Origin of the sequence: Nonomuraea sp. NPDC050547 (assembly GCF_044457345.1) — a bacterium.
Classification (GTDB): domain Bacteria; phylum Actinomycetota; class Actinomycetes; order Streptosporangiales; family Streptosporangiaceae; genus Nonomuraea.
The window spans coordinates 363,605-386,282 of sequence record NZ_JBITGW010000005.1 but is presented as its reverse complement, the minus strand read 5'-3'; the positions used below and the strand labels follow the sequence as shown (position 1 = coordinate 386,282).

The window sequence follows — 22,678 nt, the reverse complement described above, 5'->3', positions numbered from 1 at the left end:
CCCTTGACCCGGCTCCTCAGCGCGCAGGGGCTCATCCAGGCCGTCCTGCGCCGCACGAACCTGCTCATGGCCGGCAAACGCGTGGCGATCGTCGGCGACGCGCCGCCGGGCCTGGCCACGCGGCTGCGCGCGATGGGCGCCCATCCCGGCAGCCCCGTCGAAGAGGCCGACCTGATCTTCGGCGATGGCGTGCAGGCCGTCGCGCTGAAGCCGGGCGCCGTGGTCGTGGGCAGCGTACGCTGCGGCGTCCTCGGCATGACAGAGGCCAGGCAGGACGTGACCCGCGTCAACCTGGGCGGCGGCGACGCGGATGTCTATGTCGTGAGCGTCCCGTGCTGACCGACATCGCCAACCCCGGGCTCTGGCCCGGTGGAGCCGGCCGGATCGCGTGGGCGCGGCGCTTCATGCCCGTGCTCGGCGCCCTGTCGGGGGAGCTCGACCTGGACGGCTGGCGGGTCGGCCTCGTGCTCGTCCTGGAGCCCAAGACCGCCAACCTGGCCCTCGCGCTGCGGGACGCCGGGGCCGAGGTGATCGTGCACTGCCCCGGCAGGGAGACCTCCGACGACGTGGCCGCCGCGCTGGTGCACGCGGGCGTGTCGGTGCTGGCCAGATCCCGCACGACGCGCGCCCAGGACGACGACCTGGCCCGCCGGATGCTCGACGCCGGGCTCGACGCGCTGGTCGACGACGGCTCCCGGGTGATCAGGCTGGCCCATGCCGAGGACCGGCTCGGCCCGCTCAGGGGCGCCGCCGAGGAGACCACGAGCGGCCTGCGTCCGCTGCGGGTCATGGCCGCTGACGGCACCCTGCGGGTGCCGGTCCTCGCGGTCAACGACGCCCGCTGCAAGGTCCTGTTCGACAACGTGCACGGCACCGGGCAGTCGTGCGTCATGGCCGCGCTGGACCTCAGCGGACTGGAGCTCGACGGGCTGACCTGCGTGGTCGCCGGATACGGGCACGTGGGCCAGGGCGTGGCCCGCTACGCCGCGGCCCTGGGCGCGGAGGTCGTGGTCAGCGAGGTGGACCCGTTCGCCGCGCTGCGCGCCCACCACGACGGCCTGCGCGTGCTGCCCCTGATCGACGCCTGCCCGGAGGCGGACCTGCTGTTCAGCGCCACCGGCGTCGCCGGCACGATCACGGCCGGGCATCTCGCCGCGCTGAAGCCGGGCGCCTTCGTGGCGGTGGCCGGGGGAGTGGAGGACGAGGTGGAACGGCCGCCGGGCGGCCGCCCGGTCCGTCCCGGCGTCACCGACCACGGCGGCTGGTACCTGCTGGCCGAGGGCGAGTGCGTCAACTGCGCCGCGGCCGAGGGCAACCCGATCGAGATCATGGACCTGTCCCTGTCGCTGCAGGCGCTGGCCGTCGGCCACCTGCTCGGGCGGCGCCTGCCGCCGGGCGTGCACCCGCTGCCCGACGAGCTGGACGAGCGGGTGGCCCGGCTGAAGCTGGACGCGCTGGGCGTACGGCTTGACCGGGCGACCGATCGGCAGCGCGCGTTCCTGGACCGTGGACTGTGATCGTCGACGTCCGCGACGCCACCGTCCGGTACCGCTCGACCGGGCAACAGGTGCTGCACGGCGTGGACCTGGCCGTGGAGCGCGGCGACTTCGTGCTGGTCGCCGGGCCGTCAGGGTGCGGCAAGAGCACGCTGCTGCGGCTGCTCAACGGGCTGGTGCCGCACGCCTACCGCGCCGAGGTCACCGGGCGGGTGGAGATCGGCGGCCGGCCCGCCCTGGAGCAGTCGATCCGGCAGCTCTCCACCGTGGTCGGCACGCTGCTGCAGGACCCCGCCAAGCAGATCGTCGGCACCACGGTCGCCACCGAACTGGCCTTCGGCCCGGAGAACCTCGGCCTGCCCCGCGCCGAGATCCGCGCCAGGATCGACGAGGTGGCCGCCCGCGTCGGCATCGTCCACCTGCTGGCCCGCCCCACCCACGAGCTGAGCGGCGGCGAGCTGCAGATGGTGGCGTTCGCGGGCGTGCTGGTGATGCGCCCGGACGTCGTGGTCGTGGACGAGCCGCTGGCCAACCTGGATCCGGACGCGGGACGCCGCCTGCTGGGCGCGTTACGCCGCTTCGTCGACGACGGCGGCGCGGCCGTGGTGGTGGAGCACCGGGTGGAGGAACTGCTGGAGTTCGGCCCGGCCAAGGCGCTGTACATGGAGGAGGGCCGCACCCGCTACTCGGGCGACATTTCGGGATTCCTGCGTCAGGCGCCGGTGGCGCACGTCAAACTCCCCTTCGAGACTCTCGTGGCCCGCGCCGCCGAACTGCCCAGCCTCCCCGAGCCGGCCCGCCCGGCCCGCACCGGCCCCTCCCGCCTCGCCTACAAGAACGTCTCGCTCGGGTACGGCTCCCGCACCGTCCTGCAGGACACCGACCTCGACCTGAAGGCCGACGAACGGGTCGCCGTCCTCGGCCGCAACGGCGCCGGCAAGTCGACCCTGCTGCGCGCCGCCGTACGCCTGCTCGAACCCACCAGCGGCGAGATCCTCGTGGACGGCGAGCCCGTCGGCGAACGCGACACGCTCAGCCTCGCCACGACCTTCGGCTACGTCTTCCAGAACCCCGGCCAGGCGCTCTTCTCCGCCACCGTGGAGGAGGAGCTGGCCTTCGGCCCCCGCAACCTCGGGCAGAACCCCGAGCAGATCGCCGAGGTCTCCCGCGAGGCGCTGGCCACGATGCTGCTCGACCGCGAGCCCGGCATCATGTCCCGCCCGCCGCACACGCTCTCGCACGGCCAGCAGCGCCGGCTGACCGTGGCGCTCGCGCTGGCCATGCGCCCCAGGACGCTCGTGCTCGACGAGCCGACGGCCGGGCAGGACCTGCGCACCACGACCACGTTCATGGACCGCGTGCTCGACGGCATCCAGAGCGTCTACTTCATCACCCACGACGTGGACCTGGCGATCACCCGCGCCGACCGCATCGTCATCGTGGACGGCGGCCGCGTCGTCGCCGACGCCTCACCGGCCGTGCTGGCCCACGACGAGCGGTTGTGGACCGGCAGCGGCCTGCGCGAGACCAGCCTGGTCCGCGCCATCCGCGATCTGCTACCCGGGGAAGGAGCGATACCGCACCCGTTCGAGCTGGCCAGATCTGGAAGGACTCACCTGCCATGACATCCCCCGACGCCTTACCCGTCCGCACCTCGCTGTGGGAGATCAACTCCCGCGTGGTCGTCTTCGCCGCCGTCGGCGCCGCCCTGTACGCGGTGCTGGGCCTGATCAGCTTCACCATTCCGGGCACCCAGAACGTCGACATCCGCCCCGCCTTCGCGCTCGTGCCGTTCATCGGCATGCGGTTCGGCCCAATCGCCGGATTCTTCACCGGCCTGGTCGGCAACATGGTCATCGACCAGATCAAGGGCTACGGCGCGCTGTTCTACTGGAACTGGAGCCTGGCCAACGCGCTGACCGGACTGCTGGCCGGCATCCTGTTCGCCCTGCTCGTGTCGCGTATCGGCGCCTCCAAGGAGATGCTGCGCCTGGTCCTGGTGGGCGCCATCGCGTGGGTCGCGATGCTCATCGGGTTCGCCACGACCTTCACCGACATGTGGCTGCAGGACCTCACGTTCGGCGGCTGGGCCTCCTTCGCCTTCGGCCCGCTGCTGCTCAGCAACACGCTGGTCGCCCTCATTCTGGTGCCCGCGCTCGACGCGATCTGGGAACCGATCTCCAAGCGCATGGGCAGGTAACCGCGTGGACGTCACGCCACGGTATCTGGGAGGCGCGTCCTTCCTGGGCCGGCGGGACCCGCGTGTGCTCCTGCTGGTCCCGGTCTGCTTCCTCGTGGCGGTGGCGCGCGTGAGCGACCTGCGCCTCATGCTGGTCTGCGCCCTCGTGGCCCTGGCCTACTACGGTGCGGCGGGCATCCCGTGGCACGCGGTCAGGGCCAACTGGGCCCTCGTCCTGACGCTGATGACACTGACCGTGCTGGTCAACAGCGTCTTCACCAACGCGCTGCAGATCGAGGCGACCAAGCAGGCGCCGCCGTTGTTCGACATGCCGGTCACCGGGAATCCGGTCAGCCTGGCGACGCTGTCGTACTCGCTGACGCTTCTGATCAGGTTCGTGGCGATGGCGATGGTGGGCTTTCCCGTGGCGTTCTGCATCGCGCCGGGCGACCTCGGGGTGAGCTTCGCCCGGCTGCGGGTCTCGCAGCGGCTGGCGTTCGGGGTGGACCTGACGTTCCGGTTCCTGCCGTCCACGGCGGCGACCATGCAGCAGATCATCGACGCGCAGCGGGTACGCGGCTACACCCACCCGCGCACGAATAATCCGATAAAGCGGCTAATATCCCTCAAACCGGTCGTGATCCCCCTGACCGTGAACTCGCTCATCGACGCGGAGGACACCTCGAACGCCATGGACCTGCGCGGCTTCGGCGCCAAGCACCGCACATGGATGCGCGAGCTGGCCTTCGACCGCGCCGACTACCTGCTCCTCGGCGCGTTCGCCGCCTTCGCGCTGGCGCTGCTGGCGTACAAGATCCTCGGCACGGACGTCGTATGGGTCCCGTAGTCCACGGCGCGCCGCTCGTCCTCACCATGGACGGCCCGCCCATCCAGGACGGCACCGTCACCGTCGAGCACGGCCGCGTCGTCGAGATCGGGCGGGGCAGGGCCGAGGTGCGCTGGCCGGGCGTCCTGGTCGCCGGTCTGGTCAACGCCCACACCCACCTGCAGTACACCTGCATGGCCGAGGTCGGGCGGCGCGTCTACGACTCCTTCGAGCACTGGTCCGAGGTCTTCAACCAGGCCTACTTCAAGGGCGGCGAGGGCAGCTGGGACCCCGCGCTCAGGACCGGCGCCTGGGACTGGGCCGCCGCAGTGACGGAAGGCGCCTGGCAGTGCCTGCGCTCGGGAACCACCGCCGCCGCCGACATCGTGACCGATCCGGAGGCGTTCGTGGACACGCCGCTGGGCGGCCTGGCGTACCTGGAGATCATCGGCGACACCGACGCGAGCTGGCACGAGAACGGGCGCGAGCGCTTCCTCAAGACGCTCGGCGGGCGCCGCGCGGGCATCTCGCCGCACTCGCCCTACACGCTCGACACCGGCGTGCTGGCCGACGCGGCCGTGCTCGCCCGCGAGCGCGGCGCCCGCATCCACATCCACCTGGCCGAGTCCGCGCACGAACGCGAGTACACGATGGCGGGCACCGGGCCGCTGGCCGAGCTGGTGCGCCAGTGGTCCGCGCCGTTCGCGCTCCTGGAAGGCGGCTCCGGCCTGGCGCCCGCCGCCTACCTCGACAGCCTCGGGGTGCTCGGCCCCGACTGCCACCTCGCCCACGGCGTCCACCTCGGCCCCGACGACCGCGCGCTGCTGCGCGATCGCGGCACCGCGATCGCGCTGTGCCCCCGCTCCAACCGCACCCTCGGGCTCGACGGCCCCGACGTGGCCGCGCTGCTGCGCGAGGGCAACCCCATCGCCGTCGGCACCGACTCCCTGTCGTCCTCGCCGTCACTCGACCTGCTCGCCGACGTCGCCGCGCTCAAGCACCTCGCCGTACGGCAGGGCTACCACCACCCCGACCTCGACCGGCGGCTCATCGAGGCCGCGACACTCGGCGGCGCCCACGCCCTCGGCCTGCGGGACGAGATCGGCGTCCTGCGGCCGGGAGCGCGCGCCGACTTCGCCGTCTTCGACGTGGATGCCCGCGACCCCTACGCCGGCCTGGTGGAGCACGGTTCTGGACGGTGCGTGGCCACGGTTGTGGGCGGCGCGAAACTTTGGGCCCTTTAGGGGCGTCCGAGCAGGTGCTAGCGTCCCGGGACGATGGCATCGCAGAGCCTGCGCTTCAAGCTGTACTCCCTCCTCAGCCTGCCGATCGTGGCGCTCGTCGCACTGTGGACCTTCGTCGCCGGTCACGTGGTCGGAGACTTCTTCGAGCTGCGCCGGGCCACCACCGCGTTCGAGAAGATCAGCGCCCCCGCGGCGGCGCTGGTCACCGAGCTGCAGCATGAGCGCAAGTCGGCGGCGATGTTCCTGTCCTCGCCGCCGCCCGACGGCAGCCTGCTCGTCTCCGCGCGCAAGCGCACCAACACGGCGGCGGCCGCGTTCCGCACGCTGTCGGCCTCCGAGGAGGCGCAGACCATCACCACGCCCGAGCTGCGCAACGCCATCGACGCCGTGCTGCGCAAGATCGGCGGCCTGGACGCGGTGCGCAGGGAGGTCGACGACCGCACCACCAGCCGCCTGTCGGTCGTGCAGGCCTACGGCGAGGCCACCGACGAGGTCTACCGCCTCTACGACCAGGCCGTCACCGTGCCGGACATCAAGCTCTACCAGCAGGCCGCCGGGCTCCAGCGCATCGCCCACGCCCGCGACCTCATGTCGCGCGAGGACGCGCTGATCTCCGGGGCGACGCTGGCCGGGCGGATCACCAGGGAGGAGTACGAGGCGGTCGAGGTGCTCTCGCCCAACAGGAAACTGCTGCTCGAAGACGGCGTGGCCGCCCTGGAAGCCGAGCTGCGGGCGCCGTACGACCTGTTGCTGGGCTCCCCCGAGCACCAGAGGATCTCCGAGATCGAGCGCGAGATCATCGAGACCGCGCGGCTGCCGCGCGTGCGCAACTCCTGGCAGGCCGCCGCCGACAGCTTCGGCGCCACCCTCGACCGGCTGCTGGTCAGCCGCTCCGAACTGCTGAACGCGCGGGCCGAGGCCGCCGCCGGCGAGATCGTCGTGCGGATCGTCGTGGTGGGCTTCCTCGGCCTGGTCTCCATCATCGCGGCCGTCGTGTGGTCGGCCCGCCTGGGCCGCCGCCTGGCCACCGAGCTCGACACCCTGCGCGACGCCGCCGCCGAACTGGCCGACGAACGGCTGCCGCGCGTGGTGGAGAAGCTGCGCGGCGGCGAGGACGTGGACGTCGACGTCGAGGCCCCGCCCATCCCCACCGACGGCGCCACCCAGGAGATCCGCGACGTCGCCCACGCCTTCGCCGGAGTGCGCCGCACCGCGGTCGAGGCGGCCGTCGGCCAGGCCGCGCTGCGCAAGGGCCTGGGCCGTGTCTTCCGCAACATGGCCCGGCGCAACCAGGCGCTGGTGCACCGCCAGCTCGTCCAGCTCGACGTGATCAGGCGGCAGATCACCGAGCCGGAGACGCTGCAGGACCTGTTCACGCTCGACCGGCTCACCACCCGCATGCGCCGCCAGTCCGAGGGCCTGCTCATCCTGTCGGGCGGCTCGCCGGGCCCCGCCAACGGCGACCCGGTCCCGCTGGCCGACGTGGTGCGCGAGGCGATCTCCGAGGTCGAGGCCTACACCCGGGTGAACGCCCCGCCCATCCCCGACGCCTTCCTCGACGGCGCCGCGGCCACCGACGTCACCCACCTGCTGACCGAGCTGGTCGCCAACGCCACCGCCTTCTCCCCGCCCACCACCACCGTCCAGGTGTACGGGCAGGTCGTCGGCCGGGGCTTCGCCATCGAGGTGGAGGACCGCGGGCTCGGCCTGCCCGACACCGTCCGTGAGGAGGTCAACTCCCGGCTGGCCGACCCGCCGGAGTTCGACCTGGCCGACAGCGAACGGCTCGGCCTGCTCGTGGTCGGACTCCTCGCCCGCCGCCACGGCATCAAGGTCACCCTCAGCAAGTCGGCTTACGGAGGTATCACCGCAGTCGTCCTGCTTCCGCAGTCCCTCATCGTCTCCGGATTAACACGGCGTTCACATTCGGGCAAAAACCGGGAAACGGCAGCCTGGCAGCCTCGGCGTGGCTGAGTAAAACCCCGAAAGGACCTCCGTGAGCTACAAGGCTGAGTACATCTGGATCGACGGCACCGAGCCCACGGCTCTGCTCCGCGCCAAGACCAAGATCCTTGCCGACGGCGCCGAGCCGCCGGTGTGGGGTTTCGACGGCTCCAGCACCAACCAGGCCGAGGGCCACGCTTCCGACCGGGTGCTCCGCCCCGTGTTCACCTGCCCGGACCCGATCCGCGGCGGTGACAACGTTCTGGTCCTGTGTGAGGTCGAGGAGATCGACGGCGAGGCCCACCGGAGCAACACCCGCGCCCTCCTGCGTCCGATCGCCGAGCAGTTCGCCGACCAGGAGTCGTGGTTCGGCATCGAGCAGGAGTACACCTTCTTCAAGGGCTCGCGCCCGCTCGGCTTCCCCGAGGGCGGCTTCCCCGCGCCCCAGGGCCACTACTACTGCGGCGTGGGCGCCGAGGCCGTCTTCGGCCGCGAGATCGTGGAGCTCCACCTCGACCGCTGCCTCGTCGCCGGCCTGAAGATCTCCGGCATCAACGCCGAGGTCATGCCGGGCCAGTGGGAGTTCCAGGTCGGCCCGGCGAGCCCGCTCGAGGTCGCCGACCACCTGTGGGTCGCCCGCTACCTGCTCTACCGCACCGCCGAGGAGTTCGGCGTGGAGGCCACCCTCGACGCCAAGCCCGCCCGCGGCGACTGGAACGGCGCCGGCGCGCACACCAACTTCTCCACCAAGGCCATGCGCGAGGGCTACGACGCCATCATCACCGCCTGCGAGGCGCTCGGCGAGGGCGACAAGCCGGTCGAGCACGTCCGCCAGTACGGCGCCGACATCGAGTCCCGCCTGACCGGCGCGCACGAGACCGCCCCGTGGAACAAGTACTCCTACGGCGTCTCCAACCGCGGCGCCTCGGTGCGCATCCCGTGGCAGGTCGAGGTGGACCGCAAGGGCTACATCGAGGACCGCCGACCCAACGCCAACGTCGACCCGTACGTGGTGACCCGTCTGCTGGTCAACACCTGCTGCGCCGCCCTGGAGAAGGCCGGCCAGGTCTGACGGCACGCTCTCCGGAGGAACGCGGGCACCCCCGATGGGACCCGCGTTCCCCCGTTTCCCTTGGTAGAACCGTCACGCCAGGCGCGACTGGTAGACCCTGCGGGCCTCCGTCACCAGCCCGCCTCTGTCCTTGACGAGTTCCTCCAGCAGGTCCAGCCAGCGCAGGCAGAACGTCACGTCCTCTTCTCTCGCCACCCTGCGGCGCTCCACGTCCAGGTAGACCGGGCTCGAATGCGCCCGCACCAGGCCGCCGCCCTCCGCCACCGCCACCACGTACGTCGGCCAGTCCACGCGTAACTCGGCCGACACCTCGTTCGGCGGGCCCGAGGCCAGTTCGCCGTCGGCGGTCAGCAGCCGCACCCGCTGCACGCCGGGGCCGATCACCCGCGCCACCGCCCGCACCCGGGTGCCCGCCTGCAGGTCGATCGTGGCGCCCGGTCGCTCGCCCTCCACCGACAGCTCCAGGAAAGGGCCCGTCGTGGCGAAGGTACGGCTGTGCCGTACCGCGTGGGCGTAGGACTCGGCGGTGAGCGGCCCGTCCACGTGCGCGTACGTGCGCTCGCCCCCGATCGGGCCGAGGCGTCCCGCGGTGCCGGCGACCGCGGCCACCCGGTTGCCGGCCCCGATGAGCCGCCGGTAGGCCCGGTCGGAGCCGATCGCCGAGGAGAAGCTGTCGACCAGCCCCAGCGCCGCGTCCACGACGGACATGCGGGCGTCGAAGATCGGGTAGCCGCCGTCGAACAACTGCTCCGGCGTCTCGACCGGGCCGCGGAAGGCGTTGGCGTACCCGATCAGCGCGCCCCGCTCGCGCAGCTTGTCCACCAAGCCCGACGGGACGCTCGGCGCGTCCTGCGCCAGCCCCACCCGGGCCACGTGGGTGGCGTCCGACCAGGGCAGGTTGCGGCCGGCCCAGAGGTCTTCCGTGTCGCCGTCGCCCGCGAGCAGGTTGACCACGTGCAGGTCCTCGCCGTGCTGGGAGTCGGCCACCCACTGGGGCGGGCGGTTGAGCCGCACGTGCAGGTCGCCGCCGTACCAGCCGCGGGCGGCTGCGTCGTAGATGCGCGGCGGGGCCAGTTCCACCAGCGTCTCGCCCTCGCCGGGGGTGAGCGTGGTCTCGGCGTGGCCGTACTCCATTCCCCGCGCCGCCCTGACGGTGATCCGGCTCGACGGCACCTCCAGCACGACGTCGTCGCCGTGGAAGTACGGCAGGCCGTCGATGTCCCTGGCCGGTGAGGTTCCGTGCGGGTACCAGCCCCTGCCGTCGGCCGTCCAGACGCTCCACCGGCATGGGAAGCCGGCGCGCAGGCGGAGGGTCTGCTGGGCGGCGAGTAGTGTCAGATCGTCACGCATCGGCTTCTCCCCGTAATCGAAGGCGCCGTTATCGTGCCACGACCCTGACTCGCCGGAAAGCCCGTCCATCCCCGGCGGAGTGGCTTTCTTACTCCGAGGTAGAAGGATCTAGAGCCGAGGTGGGGGTTCGTATTTGGGCAGATCCGCGCGTTTCCCATGAAGGTGGGCAATCAGCGCACGCTGTGATTCCGGGTCGCCGCGCCGGTCCGACTCCAGGTCCCGGATCGCCACCTCGATCAGCCCGCGGGTACGCGGCGGAGCCTCCTGGAACGCCTGCTCCAGGGCATGGTCGTACGCCGTCCTCGCCGCCTCGTTGTCGCCCTCGGCCCAGGCCAGCAGCCCCAGGTCGAACAGCAGGAAACCCGGCCGATCCGGCTTGACCGCCTGGTACTGCTGGTAGTAGTCGAGCGACTCCTGGTAACGGCCCAGCCGGTAGAGGCACCACCCCCTGGTCGACAGGTGGTCGGGATCGTACGGGCTGAGCGCGTCGAGCACCGCCTCGTAGCACGCGGCGGCCCGCTCCCGCTCGCCCAGCGAGAAGAGCGTGTCGCCCTGACCCGCCAGCGCCCCGGTGGAGCCCGCGTCCAGCGCCAGCGCCCGGTCGTAGGCGGCCAGGGCCGCGTCCAGATCGGGCGTCTCCCGGTAGCGGTAGGCCCAGGCCAGCATCTCCTCGCAGTAGGCGGTCACCTGCCGGCCGGGCGCGGTCGCCTCCAGGCCCGCCTCGATCGCCAGCTCCCACGCGGCCACGTACGACAGCGTGATCGACAGCTCCGCCCAGATCCAGGCGGCGTCCGGCTCCAGTTCCACCGCCCGCGTGAGGTTCCTGATGGCCGACAGCGGATCCCTGGCCGTGCGCTGGATGGAGCCGAGCACGTAGAGCCGCTCGGCGTTGCCGGGCGCCAGCTCCACCGCCCGGCCCGCGGCCTCCAGCGCGGCCTCGTAGCGCCCCGTGGCCGCCTCCAGCCAGGCCTGCGCCGAGTGGATCTCCGGGTCTTCCGACCAGATCCGGACCGCCTGGCTGAGCACCTCCCTGGCCTCGTCCAGGCGGCCGTCGTACTGCAGGGCCTCGGAGTAGTGCACGACGACCTGGGGATCGGCCTCCCTGCTGACCACCGTGCCGGTCATGGCGTGGCCGCGCAGCAGGCGTACCGCCTCTTCGCCCCTGCCCAGGCGCTGCAGGGTGTTGCGGAGCATGACCAGGGCCAGCAGATCGACCGGCTCGGCCGGGTGGCGCAGTTCCGCCGCCTCGCGCAGGTCGGCCTCCGCCTCCGCGTAATGGCCCTGGGCGAACTTGGCGGCGCCGCGTACCGACAGCAGCCACCTGCTGTCGTCGGACTGGGGGATGGCCCGGGTGGCGTGGGCGATGGCGTCGTCCAGTTCGCCGGTCATGCGGTAGACCTCGGCCAGCGTGCCGCGCGCCCAGGACAGCTCCGGGTCGATCTCGATCGCGAGTTCCAGGTCCTTTCTCGCCTCGGACAGCCGCTGGAGGGTGTAGTAGAGCTGGCCGCGCGAGCCGATCGCGAAGGCGGACGGCTGCAGCCGTACGGCCTGCTCGGCCAGCTCCAGGCCCTCCTCGGGGCGGCGCGTCATGCGCAGCACCTCGGCCAGGTCGAGCAGCGGGTCCGAGGCCCCCGGCCACAGCTCGATCGCCCTGCGCAGGTGCGGCTCGGCATCCTCGAAGCGCCCGAGCGCCAGCAGCGCGTTGCCGAGCCTGGCCCGCGCGAACGGATGGTCCTCGTTGAGCTCGACGGCCTTGGCCAGCTCGCGCTCGGCCTCCTCGCGCCGGTCGGCCAGGCCCAGCTCGACACCGAGGTGGGCGTGGAGGTCGGCGTAGCCGGGAGCGAGGTCGATGCCCGCGCGGAAGGCGGCCACCGCCGCCTCGCGCTCCTCCAGCTTGCTGTAGGCCAGGCCCAGCAGGCGGTGGTCCTCGGCGTCGCGCGGCGGCATGCGGGTGATGTGCCTGGCCACGTCACGGGCGTCCTTCGCCTGCTCCTGCACGCTGAGGATCTCGCTGTAGGCCCACCGCAGCGGGATGTCGTCGGGGGCGCGTTCGATGGCCCGCTCGACCGCCGCCCTGAGGTCGGTGACGTCGGCGACGGGCAGCTCCGGCAGCCAGAACTCGGTCAGCTTCGTCAGCGCCCGCGGATCGAGCGGGTCGATCTCCAGCGCCCTGCGGATGGCGGCGTCGGCCTCAGGAACACGTTTCAGCCCGTGCAGGATCTTGCCGCGGGCGGCGTGCGCGGCGGCGTCCTCCGGGTCCAGCTCCAGCGACCGGTCCAGCAGCCGCAGCGCCTCCGCCGGGTCGTCCGCCTCGGCGACCTGGGCCAGCGCGCGCAGCGTCCACGCGTTCTCGAAGCCCACGCTCGCGGCCCGGTCGAGGTCCCGCTTGGCGCCGGGCAGGTCCATCAGCCGCCTGCGCAGGTCGCCGCGTACGGCCAGCATCCAGCCGTCGTCCGGGTTCAGCTCCAGGGCGTGGTCCAGCAGCGGCGCGGCCTCCTCCAGCAGGCCCAGATCGAGGCGGGCGACGGCCAGGTGGCGCAGCACGACCGGCTCGTCGGGCATGAGCGCGGCCGCCGAGCCGAGGGTCCGCTCGGCCTCCCGCACCTGGCCGACGCCGAACAGCGCGATGCCCTCCACGATCAGCGCCCTGGGGTCGTCGGGCAGGTCGGCCCTGATGGCGCGGACCAGTTCCAGCGCCCGGTCCATGTCGCCGGTGCCGAGCAGGATCTGGGCGGCGGCGAAGCGGACGACGTGGTCGTCCTCCGCGCCCAGTGCGGCGTCCACGTGCTCGCGCGCCTGGGGGCGGCGGCGCGCCCTGGCGCAGGCGTCGGCGGCGTCCAGGTGGAGCGCCGCGCCCGGACGGCGGCGGGCGGCCTCGGTGGCGGCGTCGGCCGCGCTCTCGTCGTCGCCGACGTTCTGGAAGGCGATGGACAGCCACTCCAGGATGTCCGGATCGTCGCGGTCGGCCTGCAGCAGCGCCTCGATCGCCTCCTCGTGGCGGTCGGCCGCCAGCAGCGCGCCGCCGAGATCGCGCCAGGCCGCCGAGGTGAGCTTGCCCAGCCGCTCGGCCAGGCCGAGCCGGAGCCTGGACAGCCTGACGTCGCCCTCCCACCGGGCGCAGGCGCGGTCGGCGAGGTCGAGCGCGGCGTACGGGTCGCCGGTCTCGGCCAGCAGCACGCGCGTGTAGGCGGTGTAGGGGCTCTCGGCGTCGCCGCCCTCCGCCACGATCCGCGCCGCCTCCTCGCGGCGGCCGGTGTGCAGCATCGCCAAGGCGTACAGCGGCGGTGAGAACGACGGCGGCGAGACCTTCAGCGCCCTGGCGAACAGCTCGCCGGACGCCGCCCGGTCGCCGGACTCGCGCGCCAGCATGCCGCGGGCGATCAGCACGAGGCCGAGCAGGCCGTTCAGCTCCGCGTGCCAGTGCGCGGAGCGGGCTTTGAGCGCGGCGTGCAGGGTGTCCTCCAGGACGGCGGCGCGCTCGGCCAGGCCGCCGGAGTGCTCCAGCCACAGGCCGGCCAGCAGCCAGCCCACCTGCTGCGACAGGTCGCCGGTGTCGGGGACCAGGTCGGCGCGCCGGCGGTTACGCCAGAGCTCGGCCATCGCCACGTGGTGTGACGTCATCATGTTCCCCTGGGGGTTCGGGTGGTGAGCGGGCGGCCGCCGCTCCTGGCATCCGGGGAGCGGCCCGTGCCGTCGTGCTTGAGATGGTGCATGAGCCGGCCGGCGATCACGTTCGTGTGGAGGGGGTCCCGATGCCTGGCCACCCAGCCCGCGTTGAGGAGGATCACCACCCGGTCGACGGGGGTCAGGGGCGGCAGGGTGTCCCCGAGGAGGAGGTGGTCAGCACATGTTTGCACGTCTGCCCAGTTCTTTGCGGAAAAGCCGCGCAAGCGGTCCCTGTGCAGCGCGGTGTGCAGGTGGCGGCAGAAGTCCGGATCGAGGACGGGCTCCGCGGGGACGCCGAGCTGCCGCAGCAGGTCCGTCCAGAAGTCCTCGAGCTGGTCCACCTCCTCGGCGAAGGCGTCCTGGCCGTCGGCGGGGCCGGCCAGCCGCAGCATGGACAGGATCATCTGCGCTCTGAGGGTGTCCGGCGGCAGGTTCGAGACCGACGGCACGCTCGGGTGCAGGCGGAAGGTGAACATGGCGCGGGCGTAGGCGGGGCCCAGCATGAACGCGGCCAGCGCGTCCTCGGCTAGCCGGGCCGCGTACGGCGTCGGCGGCCGGGCGAGCAGCTCGTTGAGCATCCTGGCCCTGTCGGCGGCGTGCTTGACGACGCTGGCCCCCGCCTCCCTGGCCGCCAGCGGGACGCCCCAGATGTTCCAGTCGGGGAAGCCGAGCTTGATGACCGCGCGCATGCTGAAGGCCGGTGTCCGCGAGGGCAGGGACAGCGCCTGGTGCGGGCCGAGCATCCGGGTGAGCAGGTGGTCGGTCACCGTGCACACGCTGTCCTCGACGGCGCTGTCGCGCATGGCCAGGCCCGCGACGAACTCGACGTAGTTGTCATAGACCGGCTCGGCCTCCGTCTTGACGAACTCGGCGTACCCGCGCCACAGCTCGGGCAGGTCGGCGCCGTCGGAGTCGAGCCGGTCGCGCAGCTTCTCCGCCTCGAAGCGCAGGTTCCCCGTGGCGGCCCGCAGGTCCTCCTCCAGCACGGTCTGCTTCTCCAGCTCCACCATCCGGTCGCTGAGCGGCTCGATCGTCTCGCGGATCCTGGCGACGCCGTCCTCGACCGCCCGGATGTGGCCGTCCAGGTCGGTGATGCTGGTCGTCAGCGGCCGGTTGCCGAGTTCGCCGAGCCGGCCCTTGCCCGGCCTGGCCAGCTCCTGCTTGATCGGGGCCGCGTTGCTGGCGAGCTCGCCGACGGCGTTCTCGGCCTCCTGGAGCGCGTCCAGCACCTCGCGCATGTGCTCACGCTTGCGGATCGCGTCGGTCACCGCGCCGCTGATCCGGTCCAGGTCGGCCAGCAGGCAGTCCAGCCTGATCGTCAGGATGAGCTTGCCGTCCACGTCAGCCGCCCCTGGCGAGCATGGCCAGGGCGCGGACGCCGGTCTCCCCGGCGGCCCCGCCGTTGAGGCGCAGGCGCCAGACGGCGTTGAGCACGTGGGCCGGGGTGATGCCGGGGCGCCGGCGTTCCTCACCGGTCAGCGCGCGCTCGGCCGCGCCGACCATGCCGCCGGGTTCGTAGCGGGCGCGGGGCAGGTGGCGCTCCAGCAGGTCGAAGACGGCCGCGGCGGGAATGTGGGCCCGGTCCTCCCGCACGGCGTTCCCCTCCTCGCCGGTGAGCGCCGTCCAGGCCGGTGCGATCATGGCCTCGACGGCGCGGGCGTACGTCCTGCCGTGCTTGTCCGACATCGCCATGAGCATCTCGGTCATCGTGTGCACGCGTATCCGCCACGACGGGTGGGACGGGCCGGTCAGGTCCACCTCGTCCGGGTCGATGCGCAGGCGCACGCACGACAGCGGGTAGGCGGGGCCGAGGGCGTAGGTGGCGTAGCAGTCGGCGATCAGCTCCTCGCGGTGCCGGTTGTCGGCCCGTTCCAGCAGGGGGCGCTCGTCCTTGTCCCGGACGTGGCCCACCTCGCGGATGACGTAGTGGCCGAGTTCGTGCGCGAGGACCGGGAGATGCCAGGCGTCGGGGGAGGGCGGCAGCCGGAGCATGTCGGAGGTTCTGGTGTACGACTCCGAGCGCGCGCACGCGGCGATCACCACGTGGGCGGGGACGCCCGCGCGCTCGCACAGGAAGATCACCAGCGCCTCGGCGGCGCCCCCGTCGTCGCCGAGCACGTGCCGGCGCAGCAGGACGGCCTGCGCGTAGTCGAGCGCCTCGACTCGCAGCGCCTCGGTCTTCTCCCGCAGGTGGCGCAGGTGGGCCCAGTCGCGCACCTCCCGCAGTTCGAGGATCAGGTCGTCGGCGTGGCGCCTGATGGAGCGGGCGGTGGCGGTGCGGGGCTCCGAGCGGAGCGCCAGGTCGGCGGCCTGGTTGAGGGCGTCGATCTCGGCGCGGACGTGGTCGTCGATCATGCGGTGGCGTCCTCGACCACGGTCCGCACCCCGCGTACGGTCACCGGCAGGGACCACGCGTCGGCGTAGTCGGCGGCCAGCACGAGCACCACGCCGAGCAGGAGCGCGGCCACCGCGCCCGCGGCGAGCGGTGTCGCCAGCCATGCGGCGAGGCCGGTGCTGACCGTGATCGCGATCGCGAGCACGTCCATGTGCTTGCCGAAGCGGTCGCCGAGCTCGGCCAGCTCGGCACGGGCGCCGTCGAGCCTGGCACGATCCAGGGCGTCGCGGCCGAGCCGCTCGTCGAGCGCGGATCTGACGCCGTCGGTGCCGAGCAGCGCGGACACCAGGAGCGGGCCCGCCGCCTTGTCCTTGTCCAGGCCGTCGGCCAGCTGGGAGACGGCCGCGTTGACCCGGTCGAGGGCGGCGGCGGGGATCAGGTGGTGCAGCGCGGTGAGCGCCTTGTGCAGGGCGCGGGCGGCGAGCTTGGTGAGGGTGCCGGTGAGCGCGCCGACGCCGAGCTTGTCGAGGATCTCCTGGGCGGTCGTGGCGACCGTGCTCACGACGGGGATCTTGGCGAGGGCGGCGCCGGCCACGCCGGCCGAGCGTTCGTGGATGCGATCCAGGCAGGCGGCGGCCTCCTGGCGGAGGGTGGCGATCGCGGTGGGCAGGTCGGGGGAGGCGCTCGCGGCGGCCTCGAAGCCGAAGTGATCGGGGGGTTTCAGCGCAGCGGCCAGCCGCCCGAGGGAGTCTCCGGCCGCACGCAGCCGCCCGGACCCGCCATCCACCCCACCCCCGCCGCCGCTGCCGTCGGCCCCGCTGCCGTCGGCCTCGCCTCCGTCGGCCGCGGCGGAGATCAGGGCTTGGGACAGGGCCAGGTCGCGCACGGCCCCGGCGAGCAGGTCGTCCGGGTCCGGCGTGGGCGCGCGCGGGCCGGGGCGGGGTGGCTCGAAGCCGTACGCGCCGCTGTCGCCCAGGGCGGCGCGCGCCTGCTCGGCGAGGCGGTCGCGGGCGTAGCCGGCCCGCCGTTCGTCGCCCGCGGTCAGCGCGGCATGGAGCTCACCGACCGTGTCCTGCAGGGATCGTGCCGACCGCGCGAGGCCGTCGAGGTGCTGTCGTGAGCCCACTGTGCATCCCTCCGGAGCACATTGTGATGCTCCGGAGGGAATGTTGCCTAGGGGAGGCGGAAGTCCAGGTCAGGAGTGATATCTGCCACGTCCATCTGGGCCTTTTGCAGACGTCCGGAATGGTCCCAGTTCATGGCCTGCCAGCGGGTGAACTGGTCAAGTACCCACATACCGGACTGGCGGCTGCCGTTGCCCGACTTGCCGTTGCCGCCGAACGGCAGGTGCGCCTCGGCGCCGCTGGTGGAGTTGTTGACGCTGACCATGCCGGCCGAGACGCCCTCGCGGAAGCGGAAGGCGTTCTTCGCGTCGGTGGTGTAGATGGAGCTCGACAGGCCGTAACCGGGCAGGTTGGCCAGCTCGATGGCCTCGTCCATGGTCTGGAACGTGGTCACGCCGACGATCGGGCCGAACGTCTCCTCCAGGAACAGCCGGTCGCCGGGACGCACGCCGTCGACCACCACCGGGTGGTAGTAGAGCCCGCCCTCGCCGGTGAACTCGTGGTGCGGGCTCTCCTTGCTGATCTTTCCGGTGTCGCCGGTCACGACCTCGTGGTGCGGCTGGATCCAGGTCAGGAACTCCTCGTAGCGGACCGCGAACTTCTCATCCAGCAGCGGCCCGGCCAGCACGTCGCCCATCGGCTCGCCGATCTTGGCGTTGGAGACGGCGCGGGCGAAGCGCTCGACGAACTCGTCGTGGACGCTCTCGTGCACGATGACGGTGCCGAGGCTGGTGCAGCGCTGGCCGGCCGTACCGAAGCCGCCGAACAGCGCGCCCTCCACGGCCAGCGCGAGGTCGGCGTCCGGCATGACCACCATCGGGTTCTTGCCGCCGAGTTCGAGGCAGGCCGACTGCAGGTGGCGCCCGGTCAGCTCGCCGATCTTCCTGCCCACCTCGGAGGAGCCGGTGAAGCCGACCTTCTGCACGGTGCCCTCGGTCAGGGCGAGGTCGAGGCCCTCGAAGGTCTCCTTGCCGTCGGCGAAGACGATGTTGAGCACGCCTTCGGGCAGGCCGGAGGCGGCGAACAACCGGTACATCGCGTGCGCGGAGGCGGCGGCGTACTCGGCGGGCTTCCACACCACCGCGTTGCCGCACAACAGCGCCGGAACCAGATACCACGAGGGCACCGCGACGGGGAAGTTCCCGGCGGTGATCACCGCGGCCACGCCGACCGGGTTGCGGAAGGTGAACAGGTTCTTGTCCGGCATCTCCGACGGCACGGTCTGCCCGTACAGCCTGCGGCCCTCGCCCAGGAAGAAGTCGCAGGTGTCGACGATCTCCCGCACCTCGCCCAGCGACTCCTTGTACGGCTTGCCGATCTCCTCGGTCACCAGCCGCGCCAGCGCCTCCGCGTTGGCCTCCACCAGCCGCCCGATCGAGGCGATCACCCTGCCGCGCACCGGCGCCGGCACCTTGGCCCACTCGCGCTGCGCCTCCTTGGCGGTACGGCACGCGGCCGCGAAGGCGGCGGCGTCCGCGAGGCCCACACCGGCCACGACCTCGCCGGTGCGCGCCGGGTTGGCCGAGATGTAGGTGCTGGTGGCAGGGACGTCCTTACCACCAACAATGGAGACAATCTGACGGGTCACCGATGACCTCCTCGTAGTTCCTCCGCAAAGACAATCATCCTGCCGCACATTTTCCCAAGCCCTGGCGAACGTCCGGCGATGTCCTGGTTCGTATTACTGCGAAGGCGAATCTCTGGACCTGTCCGGATGCGTATAACCGGACGACCGTCTTCCCGGAAAAACGGCTGGGGTGCCGTTCCTCGAAGGGGTGTGTGCGGGGAGACGGCCGTGCGCGCGCGTCCCCGGGTGCTGTGGCGGTCCACCGGGGCGCGCGCCCTCACACCTGGAGTGACGATGCTCTTCCCCGGCCCGGTTCTGGAGGCTCTGGAGCGCGCGCCGGCGCGGACGGCGATCGAGCACGGCGAGCGGGTGGTCACCCGCGGGGAGCTGCTCGGGCTGGTCGCGCGGTGCGGGGACGGCCTGCGCGCGAGGGGGCTGCGGCCCGGCGCCGGCGTCCTCGTCGTCGCCGCCTCGACCCCCGAGGTCTACGCCGCGCAGCTGGCCGCGCACGCGCTGGGCTGCCTCGTGGGCATGGCCCGGCCCGGCTGGGGCCCGGTGCGGACGGCCGAAGCGCGGGCGGCGGGCTTCGACGTCGTGCTCACCGGCGCCGAGGTGGACGAGCTGGCCGCCGGATCCGCCGCGGGCGCGGCCGAGGCGGGGGCTCGGCCGGACGACCTGGCCCGGCTCACGTTCACCAGCGGCAGCACCGGGAGCCCCAAGGCGCCCGTCCAGACCTACCGCGCCTACAGCCTCGCCTACCGGCCCGCCGCCTGGCCGCCGCCGCTGACGGCGCTGATGGCGAACTTCGAGCGCTGCCTCATCCACGCCAGCCTCGCCGGCCCCGTCATGATGACGTACCTGGGCAGGACGCTGGTCGCCGGCGGCGTCGCGATCATCCCCGAACTACCTCTGGCCGAGGCGATCTCCGCCCACCGGGTCACCGCCACGATGATGGCGCCGCCGGTCCTGGGCGGCCTCCTGGACCAGGACGCCGATCTGCGCGGTCTTCGGGCGCTGATGCTCGGGGGCGCGCCGGCGGCGCCGTCGCTGCTGGAGCGGGCCGCCGACCGGCTCGGGCCGGTGGTCTGGCAGGGGTACGGCCAGGCCGAGGCGGGCGTGATCGCCATGCTGACACCGGATGACGTGGCGGCGGGCCGTACCGGGGCGGTGGGGCGGCCTTTGCCCGCCGTACAGGTGAGCCTGCGTGACGGCGAGGGGCGGCCGGTGCCGCACGGCGCGGACGGCGAGGTGTGGGTGCGCAGCCCGCACATGATGGCCGGATACTGGCGCGCGCCCGAGCTGACCGGCGAGGTGCTGCGCGAGGGCTGGCTGCGCACCCGCGACCTCGGCTTCCTGGACCGCGACGGGCTGCTCCACCTGACCGGCAGGACGCGCGACGTGATCATCGTCGGCGCCGAGGTCTGCTACGCGGGGGCGATCGAGCGGGTGCTGGCCGCGCATCCCGACGTGGAGCAGGCGTTCGTGGTCGGCGCGCCGGACCGGGAGACGGGCGAGGCGGTGCACGCCTTCGTGGTGCCCGCCGCGGGGCGGGCGCCCGACCTCGGCGCGCTGGCCGCGCTCGTACCCGAGGCGTTGAGCGCGGCCAGCACACCGAGAAGCATCACCGTCATCCGGGAGGTCCCGCTGAACGCGGCGGGCAAGCCGGACAAACGCGCGCTCAGACCCACGGGGCCGTCGGCCACCAGATGATCTCGAAGCGGCCGAGCAGCCTGCCCACCCAGTACAGGGCGGTGAAGGAGCCCGCGACGATGAACGCCGTGCCGGTGATGACGGCCAGCCGTCCCGGCCCGGCGCCCAGCCAGCGCCGCGCCCGGCCGCCGAGCGCGAGGGCGAGCAGCAGCACGAGCACCGCCATGACGACGATGTTGCCGAGCGACTGCAGCATGAACGCCAGCGCGCCGTAGAGCGGGTTGTGGCTGGCGGCGGCGTCGCGGAAGAGCTGACGGAACAGCCCGAACGGCCGGCCGATGAGGAAGGCGCCGATGAGCGCGCCCATGACCAGCATGCGCGCGTTCGGGAAGCGCCGCTCCAGCCGGGCCAGCGGATCCCTGACCAGGCCGAGCGCGGCCAGCCCCAGGAAGACCAGGATCAGCCCGATCACGCCGAAGGTGACCATCGACTGGATGTTGCGCGCGAGCAGCCCGCCGGCCGGCGGCGCGTTGGCGAACTGCGGCATGGCGGTGCCGGCCAGGCCCACCACGAAGCCGTAGACGCCGGACACCGCCAGTACGCCCACGGCCAGCCAGCCGAGCGGCTTCAGCGTGCGCGCCATCCGCGCGCCCGCCGAGCTGCCGGCGCCCACCAGGGGCGCGACCGCGCCCATCGCGGCGATGTTGCAGGCGGTGAACGTGCCGGCCAGCCCGGTCACGAACGCGAAGACGACGCCGGACAGGATCCCGGCGATCGGTGTCTCCGAGGCGTCGTGGCCGAGGAGGGTGTCGGCGACGTTCGCGCCGATGGTCTGGTCGACGAACTCGGCCGACCACACGACGGTCAGCAGGAAGCCGGCCAGCACGCTGAGCAGGACGACCAGCCACCGGCGGGCCGTGGGCCGCTCAGCCGGCGTGGTCGGGGTGGCGCGCAGGGTCATGGGAGATGTTCCTCTCCTGTTCGAAGTGGCGCTCGCACAGGCGCAGGCGCCTGGCGTGCCAGACCATGTACGTGCCGAGAACGAGCTGGAGCGGGCTGCGCCACACCTCCTCCCATCGATCGCGCAGCCGCAGACAGGCGAGGACGAGCCGCCGGAGCCGTACCCGGTGGCCGCGCGGGGTCATCAGGCAGGGGCCGCGGTTGGGCAGCGGCCGGGTGTGCCGGGCGGTGGACGCGAGATCGTGTTCGCGCAGGACCTCCCTGACGACGGCTCCGATGGTGATCGGCGCCAGGTGCCAGGCGGGGCAGGGCCGGTTGGCCGCCACCCCGAACGGGATGTGGCCGCCCGAGCGGTGGAACTCCGGGTAGCTGAAGCAGAGCACGGAACCGGCCGGGATCGGCTCCGCGCCCTCCAGGCAGATGTCGGCCGAGGTGATCCGGTGCGCGACGCCGAACAGCGGGAAGTCGTGCAGGGTCCGCTCGATGACCGCCTCCAGCGGCCCGTCGGCGCCGTGGGCGGCGATCTCCATCAGCACGTGCGCGGTGGCTTCGGCGCTCTGGACGACCGCCGTGTTGAAGAAGGTGCCCTGGAGGTAGAAGGCGCGCTCCTGCTCGTCGAGGGTCTGAGGCAGGGGGTGCGGCACCTGCCCGAGGGTGTCGCGCAGGTGGCGGGTCAGGCGCAGGCGCCGGTCCATGTGGCGCAGGCCGCAGCACTTCAGCGAGGTGACCACGTCGTCCGAGTGGTCCACGATGAGGTCTCTGACGCCCGGCGGGCAGGGGACGCCGAACACGACCCGGTGGTAGAACTCCGCCCAGACCGGCATCATCAGGTCGCGCAGCCGGACCAGGCCGTTCTGGTGGGGGAGGGCCGCGCGCAGGCTGGCGGTGGCGAGCTCGTCGGCGGTACGGCTCGGCATCGTCAGGATGCGGCGGGTGCAGCGGGCGACGTCGTCGTAGCGGGGGCCGGGTTCGAGGTGTTCCTGGTGGACCTCGGCGCCGGGCGAGAGCCAGTACCAGAACAGGTCGGACAGGGCCGCGCCGCGGCTGCGGCCGTCGGCGGCGGGGTGCGCGTAGAGCTCCATGAAGCGGGAGAGGTCCACGAGGTCGCCGGGCACCGGGATGCCGTCCGCGCCGTTGATGCGGGCGAACAGCCACGTGCGCAGCTTGGTGACGGCGCCGGGCAGCCAGTACGGCAGGCTCAGCAGGACGGCGAGTGCCCCGAGGGTGGCGACCACAACAATCACACCCGGTTCTACGAATGCCGA

The 22,678-nt window shown here is 72.7% G+C and carries 17 protein-coding genes; 9 read left to right on the top strand and 8 right to left on the bottom strand.

The features are described from left to right. Window positions 1-3 precede the first annotated feature (3 nt). From ACIBHY_RS15530 to glnII, 8 genes are read left to right on the top strand one after another with little or no spacing between them, the layout of a single operon-like run. Entirely contained in the window at window positions 4-339 is a 336-nt protein-coding gene (locus ACIBHY_RS15530; RefSeq protein WP_397242872.1) for a hypothetical protein, read from the top strand. Next, the gene (locus tag ACIBHY_RS15525; protein ID WP_397242874.1) at window positions 333-1,517 is read left to right on the top strand and encodes an adenosylhomocysteinase; all 1,185 of its coding nucleotides are present in this window, start codon (window positions 333-335) and stop codon (window positions 1,515-1,517) included. The genes ACIBHY_RS15530 and ACIBHY_RS15525 overlap by 7 nt, the downstream gene beginning before the upstream one ends. Continuing rightward, window positions 1,514-3,121, top strand: coding sequence for an ABC transporter ATP-binding protein (locus ACIBHY_RS15520; RefSeq protein ID WP_397306978.1), 1,608 nt, complete (start codon window positions 1,514-1,516; stop codon window positions 3,119-3,121). Before ACIBHY_RS15525 ends, ACIBHY_RS15520 begins: the two co-directional genes overlap by 4 nt. Next, window positions 3,118-3,696, top strand: coding sequence for an ECF transporter S component (locus tag ACIBHY_RS15515; RefSeq protein ID WP_397306977.1), 579 nt, complete (start codon window positions 3,118-3,120; stop codon window positions 3,694-3,696). Before ACIBHY_RS15520 ends, ACIBHY_RS15515 begins: the two co-directional genes overlap by 4 nt. A 4-nt stretch (window positions 3,697-3,700) precedes the next feature. After that, window positions 3,701-4,522 (top strand): energy-coupling factor transporter transmembrane component T family protein, encoded by an 822-nt coding sequence (locus ACIBHY_RS15510; RefSeq protein WP_397242880.1) that lies wholly within the window; start codon window positions 3,701-3,703, stop codon window positions 4,520-4,522. Then, window positions 4,510-5,745 carry an amidohydrolase family protein gene (locus tag ACIBHY_RS15505; protein ID WP_397306976.1) on the top strand — a complete coding sequence of 412 codons (1,236 nt, stop codon included), beginning with the start codon at window positions 4,510-4,512 and terminating at the stop codon, window positions 5,743-5,745. Before ACIBHY_RS15510 ends, ACIBHY_RS15505 begins: the two co-directional genes overlap by 13 nt. Window positions 5,746-5,778: 33 nt before the next feature. After that, window positions 5,779-7,719, top strand: coding sequence for a nitrate- and nitrite sensing domain-containing protein (locus tag ACIBHY_RS15500; RefSeq protein WP_397242884.1), 1,941 nt, complete (start codon window positions 5,779-5,781; stop codon window positions 7,717-7,719). Window positions 7,720-7,741: 22 nt separating this feature from the next. Beyond that, complete coding sequence (gene glnII, locus ACIBHY_RS15495) at window positions 7,742-8,761, top strand: glutamine synthetase (protein WP_397242886.1); 1,020 nt, start codon at window positions 7,742-7,744, stop codon at window positions 8,759-8,761. Between the two features lie 72 nt (window positions 8,762-8,833). Here the strand turns inward: glnII and ACIBHY_RS15490 are convergent, their stop codons facing one another. The 6 genes from ACIBHY_RS15490 to ACIBHY_RS15465 form a co-directional block, all read right to left on the bottom strand. Further along, window positions 8,834-10,111, bottom strand: coding sequence for a CehA/McbA family metallohydrolase (locus tag ACIBHY_RS15490; RefSeq protein ID WP_397242888.1), 1,278 nt, complete (start codon window positions 10,109-10,111; stop codon window positions 8,834-8,836). A 108-nt stretch (window positions 10,112-10,219) separates the two neighbouring features. Beyond that, entirely contained in the window at window positions 10,220-13,735 is a 3,516-nt protein-coding gene (locus ACIBHY_RS15485; RefSeq protein WP_397306975.1) for a tetratricopeptide repeat protein, read from the bottom strand. Beyond that, window positions 13,732-15,117, bottom strand: a complete 1,386-nt coding sequence (locus ACIBHY_RS15480; RefSeq protein WP_397242892.1) for a hypothetical protein — start codon at window positions 15,115-15,117, stop codon at window positions 13,732-13,734. Before ACIBHY_RS15480 ends, ACIBHY_RS15485 begins: the two co-directional genes overlap by 4 nt. 1 nt (window position 15,118) lies before the next feature. Then, window positions 15,119-16,132: a hypothetical protein gene (locus tag ACIBHY_RS15475; RefSeq protein WP_397306974.1), complete on the bottom strand. Its 1,014-nt coding sequence runs from the start codon at window positions 16,130-16,132 to the stop codon at window positions 15,119-15,121. Then, window positions 16,129-17,238, bottom strand: coding sequence for a hypothetical protein (locus ACIBHY_RS15470; RefSeq protein ID WP_397306973.1), 1,110 nt, complete (start codon window positions 17,236-17,238; stop codon window positions 16,129-16,131). The genes ACIBHY_RS15475 and ACIBHY_RS15470 overlap by 4 nt, the downstream gene beginning before the upstream one ends. 47 nt (window positions 17,239-17,285) lie before the next feature. Next, window positions 17,286-18,824, bottom strand: coding sequence for an aldehyde dehydrogenase family protein (locus tag ACIBHY_RS15465; RefSeq protein WP_397242898.1), 1,539 nt, complete (start codon window positions 18,822-18,824; stop codon window positions 17,286-17,288). A 207-nt stretch (window positions 18,825-19,031) separates the two neighbouring features. On the opposite strand from ACIBHY_RS15465, the gene ACIBHY_RS15460 reads away from it, so the two are divergent. Beyond that, the gene (locus tag ACIBHY_RS15460; RefSeq protein WP_397306972.1) at window positions 19,032-20,513 is read left to right on the top strand and encodes a class I adenylate-forming enzyme family protein; all 1,482 of its coding nucleotides are present in this window, start codon (window positions 19,032-19,034) and stop codon (window positions 20,511-20,513) included. Here ACIBHY_RS15460 and ACIBHY_RS15455 read toward each other — a convergent pair. After that, window positions 20,482-21,414, bottom strand: a complete 933-nt coding sequence (locus ACIBHY_RS15455) for a hypothetical protein (RefSeq protein ID WP_397306971.1) — start codon at window positions 21,412-21,414, stop codon at window positions 20,482-20,484. The two genes, ACIBHY_RS15460 and ACIBHY_RS15455, sit on opposite strands and share 32 nt — an antisense overlap. After that, window positions 21,380-22,657 (bottom strand): hypothetical protein, encoded by a 1,278-nt coding sequence (locus tag ACIBHY_RS15450; RefSeq protein ID WP_397242904.1) that lies wholly within the window; start codon window positions 22,655-22,657, stop codon window positions 21,380-21,382. Before ACIBHY_RS15450 ends, ACIBHY_RS15455 begins: the two co-directional genes overlap by 35 nt. Window positions 22,658-22,678: the final 21 nt, after the last annotated feature.

Bases quoted from the DNA above. Each gene is read 5' to 3' on its own strand.
- ACIBHY_RS15500 (WP_397242884.1), top strand. From the start codon at position 5,779: ATGGCATCGCAGAGCCTGCGCTTCAAGCTGTACTCCCTCCTCAGCCTG.
- ACIBHY_RS15505 (WP_397306976.1), top strand. From the start codon at position 4,510: ATGGGTCCCGTAGTCCACGGCGCGCCGCTCGTCCTCACCATGGACGGC.
- ACIBHY_RS15485 (WP_397306975.1), bottom strand. From the start codon at position 13,735: ATGATGACGTCACACCACGTGGCGATGGCCGAGCTCTGGCGTAACCGC.
- ACIBHY_RS15455 (WP_397306971.1), bottom strand. From the start codon at position 21,414: ATGACCCTGCGCGCCACCCCGACCACGCCGGCTGAGCGGCCCACGGCC.
- ACIBHY_RS15475 (WP_397306974.1), bottom strand. From the start codon at position 16,132: ATGATCGACGACCACGTCCGCGCCGAGATCGACGCCCTCAACCAGGCC.
- ACIBHY_RS15515 (WP_397306977.1), top strand. From the start codon at position 3,118: ATGACATCCCCCGACGCCTTACCCGTCCGCACCTCGCTGTGGGAGATC.
- ACIBHY_RS15490 (WP_397242888.1), bottom strand. From the start codon at position 10,111: ATGCGTGACGATCTGACACTACTCGCCGCCCAGCAGACCCTCCGCCTG.